Genomic DNA, 12,325 nt, shown 5'->3' on the forward strand with positions numbered 1-12,325 from the left:
CGCTGCCTGGCGGGCGTCCTCCTCGCGAGTCGCCTCGAAACGCGCCAGCGCCAGATAGCGGTAGGGTGGCAGGCCGGCGAGGCGCCGCTCCTCGAGCATCTGGTAGGCCAGCGCATCGTAGCCGCTATCCGCCAGCAGCCGCAGATTGGGGTCGTCGGGATGCAGCGTCTGGACCAGAACGCGCCCGGCCCGGTCGGCGCGACCGGAACGACCGGCCACCTGGACCAGCAACTGGGCGCTCTGCTCGAGCGCGCGAAAATCGCTGGCGTATAGGCCGGCGTCGGCATTGACCACGACCACCAGCGTCACGTGGGGAAGATGGTGGCCCTTGGCCAGCATCTGGGTTCCCACCAGCAGGCTCGGTTCGCCGCGCCGGATCTCGGTCAACACCTGGTCGAAGGCTTCCTTGCGTCGTGTGCTGTCGCGATCGATGCGGTAGACGGGCGTGTCGGGGAACAGGGTGGCGAGAGTCTCCTCGCTGCGCTCGGTGCCGGCGCCGAGCGGTCGCAGGTCGGCGCTGCCGCAGCTCGGACAGGCGTCCGGCTGGGGTGTCTGGTGCTCGCAGTGATGGCAGACCAGGCGCGGCGGCTGGCGATGGAGCGTCATGCGTGAGTCGCAGTGGCGGCACTCGGCGATCCAGCCGCATTGATGACACGCCAGCGACGGCGAAAACCCCCGCCGGTTGATGAATACCAGCACCTGCCCCTCGGCTTTCAGCGCCTGGCGGATGGCGTCGATCACCGGCGGAATCAGCCCGCCCTGGCGCAGTCGCCCGCGCAGGTCGACCAGTTCGAGCTTGGCCGGGGCGTGGCGGCTGGGCCGCTGGGTCAGACGAAGGTGTCGATAGCGTCCGCTGCGCGCCTGGGCCAGGCTCTCCAGCGACGGAGTGGCGCTGCCCAGCAGAATCGGCACGCCCTCGCGGTGCGCGCGGGCCATGGCCAGGTCGCGGGCGTGGTAGCGCAATCCATCCTGCTGCTTGAACGAGCCGTCGTGCTCTTCGTCGACGATGATCACCCCGGGTCGCGCCAGCGGCGTGAAGATGGCGGAGCGGGTGCCGATGACGATGGGGGCGCGTCCGCTGCGGGCGGCTTCCCACGCATCCAGGCGCTCCAGGTCGGTGAGGCCCGAGTGCAGCGCCACGACCGGTGCGCGAAAGCGCTTGCGGAAGCGCGACAGGGTCTGCGGCGTCAGGCCGATTTCGGGCACCAGTACCAGCGCCTGGCGGCCCTGGCCCAGCACGGCCTCGATCAGTTGCAGGTAAACCTCCGTCTTGCCGCTCCCCGTCACGCCGTGGAGAAGGCAGGGGTGGAAGCGGTCCAGCCCTTCGTGAAGCGCCGAGAGCGCGGCGGCCTGTTCCCGGTTGAGCGGCAGGGCCGGTTCGGCGAGCAGCGCACCCGACCAGCCCTCGCTGGCGGTCAGCGGTTCACTGATGCGGGTGACCAGCGACTTGTCGAGCAGGCCCTGCAATTGGGCACGAGCGTACCCCTGCGCGGTGATGGCGGAAGTGATCATGCCATGGCGGTGCTGGGCCAGGAGCTGGACCAGCTCGCGTTGGCGTGGCGCGCGGCTCAGGGCATCGAGGGCGGCGGCCTCGGGGCGATTCAACTGCCACCGCTCGCGAATGCGTGCCTCCAGCGGTCGCCCCTGGCGCAGCGGCCCGGGCAGGGCGTGATGCAGCGTATCGCCCAGCGAATGTTGATAGTAGCGAGCGGTGAACTGGCAGAGCCATAGCCAGTCTGCCGGTAACGGCTCGTCGTCGAGGCGCTCCGTGATCGGTTTCAACTGGCTGGCCGGTAGCTCGCTTTGCATCGCGCACTCCATCACGATGCCGACCAGGTAACGCCGGCCGAACGGGATCTTGACCCGCAGACCCGGGCGCCAACCGCCGGCAGGGGGCTGACCCGCGGGGCGATAGTCGAACAGTCGCCTCAGCGGCGTGGGAACGGCGATACGAAGAATCCGAGGCGCGGGTGGAGTCGCGCTCCCGGGGGCGGTGCTGGAATCTGCCAATTGGCCTCCGTGAAGAGTTCTGCTAAAATGCGCCGCCTTCCGACGTAGGGTGCGTCTCTTATCCGTGGTACTGCCATCGCCAGACGATGCGGGTTACGGGATTCTAGGCGGGCCGGTCGCGCGGGAGTGAACCGCGATTCCCTATCCGTGTACGGTGCCTGGCAACAGATCAGGTGGCGGTACACCGCAAAGCGAGGCTTCACGATGAAACAGTCTATTCATCCCGAATACAAGACAGTCACGGCGACTTGTTCCTGTGGCGCGACCCATTCGATCGGCACCACGGCCAACGAAGACTTCCACGTCGACGTCTGCTCGCAGTGTCACCCGTTCTACACCGGCAAGCAGAAGCAGGCGACCACCGGTGGCCGCGTCGAGCGTTTCAACAAGCGCTTCGGAGCTGCGGTTCGTCGCGGTTGATATCGCGTCTCGCCGAGAACCGATCGGTTGTCGAGAAGCCCGCCTCCATGGCGGGCTTTTTCGTGCGCGATTGCCGGATTTCGACACGCGAAGGGGCGGGATTTCCGGGCCAGAGCCTGGGTTCGAGACCATGGATAAGGGATGTTTTATGGCTGGGCGTCCAGGTATAAGTGTCGCCAAATGCATCGAAGTGATTCAAACAGGCACTTAAAATTCGCGAAAGAGGAGAAAAGGGCGAAAGTTGTGTGGGGTGTCGTTTTTCTATAATCTGGCGCGACTCCATGGCACGACGATGCCGAGATATCCCACCCTTCATTTGGAAACATTCCCCATGAGTGACGATAAAAGACAGGCGGCGCTCGATTACCATGCCAAGCCGATTCCGGGCAAGTTGTCGGTCGAGCTGACCAAGCCGACCGAAACCGCCAAGCATTTGTCGCTGGCCTATAGCCCTGGCGTTGCCGAGCCGTGCAGGGAGATCGCGCTGGATCCGGAAAACGCCTATCTCTACACCGGCAAGGGCAACCTGGTGGCCGTCGTCTCCGACGGCAGCGCTATCCTGGGTCTGGGGAACCTCGGGCCACTGGCGAGCAAGCCGGTCATGGAGGGCAAGGGGGTTCTGTTCAAGCGCTTCGCCGGCATCAACTCGGTGGATATCGAGGTCGAGGCCGATTCCGCCCAGGCCTTCATCGACACGGTTGCCAACATCGCCAACACCTGGGGCGGTATCAACCTGGAGGATATCAAGGCGCCCGAGTGCTTCGAGATCGAGGCGGCGCTCAAGCAGCGCTGCAGCATCCCGGTGTTTCACGACGACCAGCACGGCACCGCGATCGTGACCGCCGCGGGCCTGCTCAACGCCCTGGACATCGCCGGCAAGACACTGGCGACCGCGCGGATCGTCTGTCTCGGGGCGGGGTCGGCCGCCATTGCCTGCATGAAACTGCTGATCGAATGCGGCGCCCGGGCCGAGAACATCTTCATGCTGGATCGCAATGGCGTCATTCACAGCGGTCGCAGTGATCTCAACCAGTACAAGGCGCAGTTCGCCACCGAGACGCCGCTGCGCACGCTGGATGACGCGATCGAGGGCGCCGATGTCTTCGTCGGGCTCTCCGGGCCGAATCTGTTCAAGCCCGAGCAGCTCGCGAAGATGGCGGCCGACCCGATCGTGTTCGCCTGCTCCAACCCGGACCCCGAAATTCACCCCGATGTGGCTCGCGCGACCCGCAGCGATGTGATCATGGGCACGGGGCGCTCCGACTACCCCAATCAGGTCAACAATGTGCTGGGGTTCCCGTTCATCTTCCGTGGCGCGCTGGACGTGCGGGCCACGGCCATCAATGAAAAGATGAAGATCGCCGCCGTTCACGCGCTGAAGGATCTGGCGCGCGAGCCGGTGACGAAAGAGGTGCTGGACGCCTACGAGCTCGATTCGCTGGAGTTCGGTCGTGGGTACATCATCCCCACGCCGGTGGATTCGCGGCTGCTGGAGAAGATTCCGGCGGCGGTGGCCCAGGCCGCGGTGGAGTCCGGCGTCGCGAAGAAGCCGTATCCCGCCCACTACCCGCTGAAGAGCGTCAGGGAAATCTACGGCAAGTAATTGCTGATCTGTCTCATCACGACGATGCCGCCCTCCGAGGCGGCATCGTGCTTTTCAACGATCTGATATAGCGCCCCGAAGCCGTTTTTTACAGCGACCCGACGCCGTCTTTTTACAGCGACCCGAAGCCGTCGCTCGATGGCCCTTTTCCAGCGACCCAGCGCCGTCGCTACCAGCCGTAGAGAATCGAGACCGAGGTCGTGGTGTCGGTGCGTGCTTCGGCGCCCGGCGGCGGATGAGTGTTGCTCCTGGCATCGTAGGAGACGCGCAGCGCGAGGTGAGAGTTCAATTGCGACGTGATCGACGAGAGTGAACGGGTAGTGACACTGATGTGAGTCGCTTCCGCCGACAGCTCCTGATCGAAGGAGATGTCGTCACTGAAGTTGTAGGTATAGTCCAGCGCCGCGTAGGCCAGCGCCAGATCGTCGCTGCTGCCGCCTTCGTAAGCGTCGTCATCGTCATCGTCGCTGTCGTCGGCATAGACGTCGTGGCGATAGCCCGGACCGACTTCGGCCGAAAGGGTGTGCGTCGGGCCGACGAGGAGCTGGCGCCCGTAACCGGCAATGGTCGTGAACTGCGAGTCGTAGCCGCTGAATCGATCGCGCTCCCAGCGTGCAAAGCCGAACAGGTAGTTGTTGTCCGCCAGCTCATAGCGTTCGCGGGCGCCGACCAGATATCGCTCCGAGGTGGTGTTGTCGTTGTCCTGGACGCTACGGGTCTCGGCGCGGAAGGTATGCGTATAGCGGCCGGTCAGCCAGGTCAGGCGGCCCTTGGCGAGCAGCGTCTGGGTGTTGGTGTTGCCGGTCAGCTTGGTGTAGCCGAGTTCCGCGCTGCCACTGAAGTTGGGCGCATTTTCGTCCGGTGCCGGCGGCGCGTAGAAAAGCTCTGCGTGTGACGGCGATGCCATCAGGCAGGTGGCCAGCAGCCACCAGCGGCAACTAGGCAGGGGCATGACATCTCTCTCAGCGTCGCTGCGACGTCCTGTTGCGGTGAAGAGCGAGTGTGGAACGAATGGGTCGGGGCTCGAGGCCCCGACCAATGTATCAGAAGATGGCTTCGAAAGTGCCAGTGCCTTGCGAACCGCTCTCATCTTCCAGTTCAGGGCGAATACCCCGAGGTTGGTACTCGGGCAGGTTGTCCTTGCGGAAGATCTCGCTGATGCCGCCGGACTGATCGTCATGCAGGCGCTTGCCGGTCTTCGGGTCGATGCGTGCCTGGACGATATCGTCGGGCGCCTTCGGAACGACCTCGGGGGTCCCTTTCAGGGCCGGGCCCATGAACGCCTTCCAGATCGGCAGGGCGGCTTGCGCGCCATATTCCGCGGTGGTGGTGTTGTCGTCCTTGCCGACCCATACCGTCGTGACCAGTGAGTTGTTGAAGCCGGAGAACCAGGCGTCGCGCTGATCGTTGGTGGTACCGGTCTTGCCGACGATATCGGCACGGTCGAGCGACAGCGCGCCGCGGCCCGTGCCGCGCTCGATGACATCCCGCAGGATGCTGCGCAGGATGTAGAGCGCATCGGGGTCGACGACGCGGGGCGCAATGCGGCGCGGTTCGCCGTCGACTTCGGTCTGGGTCGCGTCGGGCGCGCAGTCGCGGCATGCCACCAGCGGGTTGGCCTGTTCGACCACGGTGTTCTGGCTGCCCTGGGTGACCTGCTGGATGTACCAGGGCGAGACCTGGAAGCCGCCGTTGGCCAGCACCGCGTAGGCGTTGGCGATCTCCAGCGGCGTCAGCGAGGCGCTGCCCAGCGCCAGCGACAGCCCGTGCGGCAGGCGATCCCGGGAGAAGCCGAAGCGCTCGAGGAAGTTCAGCGCGTTGTCGAGTCCCAGCGACTGCAGCACGCGGATGGTCACCAGATTGCGCGAGGTGTACAGCCCGACCCGCAGGCGTGTCGGCCCGCGGAACTGGCGTTCCGCGTTTTCGGGGCGCCAGTCGTCGCCGCTGTACTGGGACATCACCACCGGCGCGTCGTTGATGATGGTGGCCGCGGTCATGCCGCCTTCCTGCAGCGCCGCCAGATAGACGAAGGGCTTGAAGTTGGAGCCGACCTGGCGCTGCGCCTGGATGGCACGGTTGAACTTGCTGGCGGCGAAGCTGAATCCGCCCTGCAGCGCTTCGATGGCGCCGGTCTGGGGGTCGAGCACGACGATCGCGCCCTCGGCGCCGGGGCGCTGCGACAAGCGCCAGCTGTCGCCGCTCTTCAGGATCCGGACCAGGTCGCCGCGCTGGGCGATCGCCTCGGCATTGGCGGGCACATCGCCGCGCCATTTGGCGCTGTGGTAGACGCGGGCCCACTTGAGGCCATCCCAGTCCAGGGTGATGACTTTGCCATCGGCATCCAGCACGCGCATCTGCTTGCCGTCGGTCTCGGTCACGATGGCCGGCTGAAGGGGGCCGTAGGCGGGCGTGCGCTCCAGCACCTTGAGCCAGTTGCTGACATCGCCATCGACGCCTTCGATGGTGGCCTCGCTGCTCTGGGCCGCCTGGCGCGCGGTCTGGATGACCTCCGGGGACTCCGAGAGCTCTTCTTCCAGGCCCTGCCGCTCGGTGCGATCCTGCGCTTCGACGAGGCTCGGGGGGATGTCTTTCTGCTCCGGACCACGCCAGCCGTGGCGGGTGTCGTAGTCGATCAGGCCCTGCACCAGCGCATTGCGGGCCTCGGTCTGCAGGCGACTGTCGAGCGTGGTGGTGATGCGGATATTGTCGGTATAGGCCTTGTCGCCGAAGCGCTCGACGGCGTAGGCGCGTGCCATCTCGGCCACATAGGGCGCGTCGATCTCCGACTGCGCGACATGGCGGCTGGCGGTGATCGGCGCCTTGACGGCCTGCTCGTAGCTAGCCTGGTCGATCGAACCGAGCTGACGCATGCGATAGAGGATCCAGTTGCGTCGAATCAGGGCGCGCTCCGGATTGGCCAGCGGATTGAAGCTGGACGGTGCCTTGGGCAGGCCCGCGATCATGGCGTACTGCGGCAGCGTCAGATCGGCCAGCGGCTTGCCGTAGTAGGTGTTGGCGGCGGCGGCGACGCCATAGGAGCGGTGGCCCAGGTAGATCTTGTTGACATAGAGCTCGAGAATCTCCGGCTTGCTCAGGATCTGCTCCATCTGCAGCGCCAGCAGGATCTCGCGGATCTTGCGGGTGAACGTCTGATCCAGGGTCAGCAGGTAGTTGCGTGCCACCTGCATGGTGATGGTGCTGCCGCCGGACTGGATGTCTCCCGAGGAGGCCAGTTCCACCGCCGCGCGCAGCAGGCCTTTCGGGTCGACGCCGGGGTGGTTGTAGAAGTTGGCATCCTCGGCCGCCAGCAGCGCATCGATCAGCGGTTGGGGGATCTGATCGTAGCTGATCGGCATGCGGCGCTCCTCGCCGTATTCGCCGATCAGCTTGTTGTCCTCGGTGTAGATTCGCAGCGGCGTCTGAAGCTCGTAGTTCTGGAGCTGGCGCACGTCCGGCAGGCCAGGGGCAAAGTAGAGCCCTGCGCCGACGACTGCCAGCACGACACCGGCGCATAGCGACAGCAGCAGCCAGAAGGCGGTCGTCAGTAAGCGGGTAAAAAGCTTCATAAAAAGAGGTGATCCTTGACTGGTGGCGGTCCGGCCGCGTGCGTGCCCGCTATCCCTAGCTTCGGACATGGTTCAGTAACGGGGCATTATATGGATGCGACAGAGCCGGGGCCAGTTTCGTACCCGCCGCTTCCTGCAAGCAACGAGAAATAAGTGTAACGAAATGTCTCAAGTTGCCCATCGGGCCGCCGTTAACTTCGATTAGGATTTTCGAGTTCCGGCGAGGTGAGACAGTGTTGCGCTTGAAAAGATCCTCCCAGGGATTGGTCGGAGTGGACATCACCTCCGCCACTGTCAAGCTGCTGGAGTTGGAGCGTCACGCCGGCGGCCTGAGAATCGACAGTTACGCGGTACGCCCACTGAGCGAGGGAGCCGTCGTCGAGAAGCGTATTCGCGACAAGAGCGAGGTCGTGGACACGCTGCGCCGGGCGGTCGAGCATGCCCAGCTGCGTTCCCGGCGCGCCGTGGTGGCGGTGCCCAATTCGGCCGCCATCACCCGCGTGCTGTCGCTTCCGGCCTCGCTCAGCGACGAGGAGATCGAAGCCCGCATCCAGATGGAGTCCGACAAGCACATCCCGTTTCCCCTCAACGAGGTTGCCTTCGACTTTCAGCGGCTGGGCCACCATGCCCGTTACCCGGACCAGCAGGAGATCCTGCTGGTGGCCTGCCGCCTGCAGGATATCGAGACGCTGACCTCGACCATGGAGGCGGTGGGGCTGGAGGCAGTGGCCGTGGACGTGGAGGGCTTTGCCCTCGAGCGGGTCTGCCGTGCCCTGGGGGACTCCGAGGCGGATGACGACAGTACGGCACTGGTCGACATCGGTGCCAATCTTTGCGCCTTTCATGTGCTCAAGGGCGGACGGATCGTCTACAGCCGGGACAATCTTTGCGGCGGGCGGCAGCTCACCGACGCCATCAGCAAGCGTTACGGCATGAGTTTCGACGAAGCCGGCCGCGCCAAGAAGCGCGGCGGATTGCCCGACGACTATCGCCAGCAGGTGCTGCTGCCGTTCATCGATACCCTGATTCAGCACATCGGTCGTTCGTTGCAACTCTACTACACCTCCGCGGGACAGCAGCAGGTTCGGCGTCTCGTCCTTGGGGGCGGGTCCAGCGCACTGCCGGGACTGGCGGAGCGGCTGCGTGCCCAGAGCGGTCTCGAGGCGAAGCTCGCCAATCCCTTTCACCACATGCGTATCCATTCGCGGCTGGATGTCGGCGCGCTGGCCGCGGACGCGCCGGCGATGCTCACGGCCTGCGGCCTCGCCATGCGGGCCATGGCATGACGATCGAGATCAATCTCCTGCCGTGGCGGGAGCGGCGTCGTGTTCAACGCACCCGTCGTTTCAAGCAGGGCCTGCTGCTGACGCTGCTCGTCGGCCTGCTGATCGGCTGGGGGATCTCGCTGCACGAGAAGTCGCTGGTACGCGCGGGGCAGGCCCGGGTCGCGCTGATCCAGCGCGATACCGACGCCCTCACCCGCGACATTCAGGCGATGCGCGATTTCCGCGAGCTGCGGGAGCGCATGCTGAAGCAGATCGAAGTGATCGGCGAACTGCAATCGAGCCGCCCGCTCACCATTCGCGTCCTCGATCAACTGACGGCCACGCTGGTCGACGGTGTCTATTACACCGAGCTGGATCGCAAGAACGATCGGCTGGAGCTCAGCGGCGTGGCGGCTTCCAACCGTCAGGTCTCCGACCAGATGCGGGCGCTGGATGACAGCCCGGCATTCGATATCCCGCTGCTCTCGGACGTGCAGTCCGCCGAGGGCCCGGCGGCGGCCAAGCGCTTCCACATGAGTGTCGACCAGCATCCGGTCGATGACAGTGCGGCGGGAGCTGGATCGTGAAGCGCCTGACGGCCAGTTTCCGGCGGTTGGGCGGCCTTCGCGGCCTGGCCGGCGAACAGTGGCGGCAGTTACGTGAGCTCCAGTGGCGCGAGCTGGATGTCAAGGAGGCCGGCACCTGGCCTGTCGGCCTGCAGGTGATGATAGCGGTTGCGCTTCTGCTGGCTTCGCTGTGGAGCGCGCAGTGGTTGCTGGCTTCATCGCCTCGGGAAACGCATCAGCGATTGATGGTTCAGGAGCAGCAGGCGCTGCAGCGCTTCGAGACGCTCTCCTATCAGGCCGTCAATCTGCCGGCGATGGAGCGCCAGATGAGCGAGCTGCAGGCCCGCATGCAGCGGGTGCTGGAGATGCTGCCAAGCGATGCGGAGGTTCCGGCGCTGCTGGATGCCATCAGTGACGCGGCACGCGAGCAGCAACTCGATATCGATAGCATCAAGTTGCGTCCGGCGGTCGAGCAGGCGTTCTATATCGAGCAGCCCTTCGACATCCAGGTGCGCGGGGACTTCCACCAGATCGCCGCGTTCCTGGCTCGTGTCGCGGGCATGCCGCGTATCGTCACGCTGCACGACTTTACGCTGACGCCGATGGAGGATCGGCTCCGGCTGTCGATGCTGGCCAAGACCTACCGCTATCGGGAGGAGGCCGATCCCGGCGTCGGTTCCAGCAAGGGGAGGGGAAAGCCGTGAGCGCGAACCGCCTCGTTCTGGCCGGGATGCTCATCGGCAGCGGCCTGCTCGTGGGGTGTCAGGATGCCGACCTGGAAGCGCTGGAGGCGCATCTGGATGCGTTGCGGCACAAGCCCCAGGGGCAGATCGCCGCGCTACCGCAGATGCCGCAGTATGCCACCGCCGACTACCACCAGGGGCAGCGCCGCAGCCCGTTCGTGGCCGAGCGTGAAGGCCGCGTCGATCCGATGGATAGTGCGCCGCTGCCCGATGCCGATCGTCCACGCCAGCCCCTGGAAGCCTTCGAGCTCGATAGCCTGACCCTGGTCGGCACCCTGACGGTGGGGAACACCCCCTCGGGTCTGGTCGCTGCGCCGGACGGCAGGATCCATCGGCTGTTCGAGGGCGACTACCTGGGCAGGGATTACGGGAAGGTCGTTGACGTCGAGCCGCGCGCACTGGCGCTGATCGAGACCGTGCGGGGTCCCCAGGGGGGCTGGACGGAGCGTCGTCAGCGTCTGGCAATGGCACCACAAGAATCCGACGGTGCCAGCCGGCGGCAACAGTAGCAGGGGAACTCATGGCTCTTCGACGGCATTTGGCCGCTTTGATCGCGACGCTGATTCTGTGGGGGGTGGCGTGCTCCGCCCTGGCGGCCTCCACCCTGACCGCGATGACCTTCACCGACCAGGGCGCGGGTCGCCTGGACGTGGGTCTCGACTTCGTCGGCGGCGTCCCGGAAGTTCGCGGCTATCGCACGGACTCCCCGCCGCGGTTGGCGCTGGATCTGCTGCAGACGCAGAGCGCTCTGTCCCAGTCGAGCTTCGCCATCGGCAGCGCCGGCGTCAGCGGTGTGAGGGTGCTGGTAGCGGGGGGCCGCACGCGCCTGGTATTCGAGCTGGATTCGACGACCGGCTATCGGCTCGAGCGGCTGTCGGATCGGGTCGTCGTCCATCTGGGCGGGGATGCCGACGCTTCTCCGCCGGCATCCCCGCCCGCCGGAGGCGTCGACGCGGCGACGACGCTGTCGGCCGAGCCCCGGGTCACCGCGATCGATTTTCGTCGCGGCGCGGACGGCGCCGGACAGCTGCAACTGGAACTCGACCGTGTCGGCGTCGCCGCCGAGGTGTCGGGGCAGGGGCGACAGGTGTCGGTCACGTTGCCGGGTGTCGTCCTGCCCGACGAGCAGTATCAGACGCTCGACGTCGGGGACTTCGGCACGAGTGTCCAGCGCATCGTGCCGCGTCGCAGCGCTGGCGGTGTGACTTTCGACATTTCCGCATCCGACGCCGTGGAGCCGCTGGTGACCCAGAGCGGGCGTCGTCTGACGATCGAGCTGGCTGCCGCGGGAACGATCGAACGTCCCGAGGCGGGGGAGCGGCCCAGCTACACCGGGCACCGCATCACACTGAATTTTCAGGATATTCCGGTTCGCGACGTGCTGTCGATCATTGCCGAGGAGTCCGGGCTCAACGTCGTGGCCAGCGACGGTGTGCAGGGAAACGTGACCCTCAATCTCACCGACGTGCCGTGGGATCAGGCGCTCGATCTGGTACTGCGCAACCATGGCCTGTCGGCCCGGCGCGAAGGCAACGTGATGATGGTGGCGCCCACCGGCGAACTGGCAAGCCTGCAGCGTCAGACGCTGGAAACCCGCGAGCAGTCCGAGCAGTTGGCGCCGCTGAGTACGGAGTTTCTTCAGATTCGCTACGCCAAGGCCGATTCCCTCGCCGCGCTGCTGCGAGGCGGCGAGGGGGTCGGGATGATGTCGGAGCGTGGCCGGGTCACCGTCGATCCGCGCACCAATACGCTGATCCTGCAGGATACGCGCGATCAGCTGGACGCGATCCGACGGACCATCGACCACCTCGATGTCCCGGTGCGCCAGGTGCAGATCGAGGCTCGCATCGTGATCGCGAGGGATAGTGCGACGCACGAGCTGGGCGTCAACTGGGGGCTTTCCTCGCCGCGGGGCCGTCACTTCGATCTGAGCGGGGCGGCCGACGGCAATCCTTCGACGGTGCCGACGACCTCGGATGATCCCGCTCCTTATGGCGGCGGATTGGCGGTCGACCTGGGCAACGCCACCAACCCGGCCAGCGCTTTCAGCTTCGGCTATCTCTCCGGGGACGTGCTGATCGACCTCGAGCTGCGTGCACTGGAGAGCGAGGGCAAGAGCCAGACCATCTCCGAGCCGCGGGTGATTACCGCC

General features: G+C 65.7%; 10 protein-coding genes. 7 read left to right on the forward strand and 3 right to left on the reverse strand.

The genetic code is table 11. From position 1 onward, the window contains the following. Nucleotides 1-2,010: primosomal protein N' (locus tag AC3AYF_RS11635; protein ID WP_295041291.1), on the reverse strand; the 2,010-nt coding region annotated here is incomplete at its 3' end. Nucleotides 2,011-2,214: 204 nt separating this feature from the next. On the opposite strand from AC3AYF_RS11635, the gene rpmE reads away from it, so the two are divergent. Then, the gene (gene rpmE, locus AC3AYF_RS11640; protein ID WP_295041293.1) at nt 2,215-2,430 is read left to right on the forward strand and encodes a 50S ribosomal protein L31; all 216 of its coding nucleotides are present in this window, start codon (nt 2,215-2,217) and stop codon (nt 2,428-2,430) included. Nucleotides 2,431-2,761: 331 nt separating this feature from the next. Then, a complete protein-coding gene (locus AC3AYF_RS11645) occupies nt 2,762-4,033 on the forward strand; it encodes a malic enzyme-like NAD(P)-binding protein (protein ID WP_298842588.1) in 1,272 nt (423 codons plus the stop codon). Between the two features lie 169 nt (nt 4,034-4,202). Here the strand turns inward: AC3AYF_RS11645 and AC3AYF_RS11650 are convergent, their stop codons facing one another. Beyond that, nucleotides 4,203-4,985, reverse strand: coding sequence for a DUF481 domain-containing protein (locus AC3AYF_RS11650; protein WP_295038536.1), 783 nt, complete (start codon nt 4,983-4,985; stop codon nt 4,203-4,205). A 91-nt stretch (nt 4,986-5,076) separates the two neighbouring features. Next, on the reverse strand, nt 5,077-7,599 hold the full coding sequence (locus AC3AYF_RS11655; RefSeq protein WP_295038537.1) for a penicillin-binding protein 1A: 2,523 nt from the start codon (nt 7,597-7,599) through the stop codon (nt 5,077-5,079). Nucleotides 7,600-7,835: 236 nt separating this feature from the next. On the opposite strand from AC3AYF_RS11655, the gene pilM reads away from it, so the two are divergent. The 5 genes from pilM to AC3AYF_RS11680 all read left to right on the forward strand — a co-directional run. After that, nucleotides 7,836-8,885 carry a type IV pilus assembly protein PilM gene (gene pilM, locus AC3AYF_RS11660; RefSeq protein WP_487779756.1) on the forward strand — a complete coding sequence of 350 codons (1,050 nt, stop codon included), beginning with the start codon at nt 7,836-7,838 and terminating at the stop codon, nt 8,883-8,885. Continuing rightward, entirely contained in the window at nt 8,882-9,451 is a 570-nt protein-coding gene (locus tag AC3AYF_RS11665) for a PilN domain-containing protein (protein WP_295038541.1), read from the forward strand. The genes pilM and AC3AYF_RS11665 overlap by 4 nt, the downstream gene beginning before the upstream one ends. Then, complete coding sequence (locus AC3AYF_RS11670) at nt 9,448-10,134, forward strand: type IV pilus inner membrane component PilO (protein ID WP_295038543.1); 687 nt, start codon at nt 9,448-9,450, stop codon at nt 10,132-10,134. The genes AC3AYF_RS11665 and AC3AYF_RS11670 overlap by 4 nt, the downstream gene beginning before the upstream one ends. Continuing rightward, on the forward strand, nt 10,131-10,682 hold the full coding sequence (locus AC3AYF_RS11675; protein WP_295038545.1) for a pilus assembly protein PilP: 552 nt from the start codon (nt 10,131-10,133) through the stop codon (nt 10,680-10,682). The genes AC3AYF_RS11670 and AC3AYF_RS11675 overlap by 4 nt, the downstream gene beginning before the upstream one ends. An 11-nt stretch (nt 10,683-10,693) precedes the next feature. Then, nucleotides 10,694-12,325: type IV pilus secretin PilQ (locus AC3AYF_RS11680; protein ID WP_487779755.1), on the forward strand; the 1,632-nt coding region annotated here is incomplete at its 3' end.

The sequence above is a fragment of the Salinicola sp. genome, assembly GCF_982684285.1.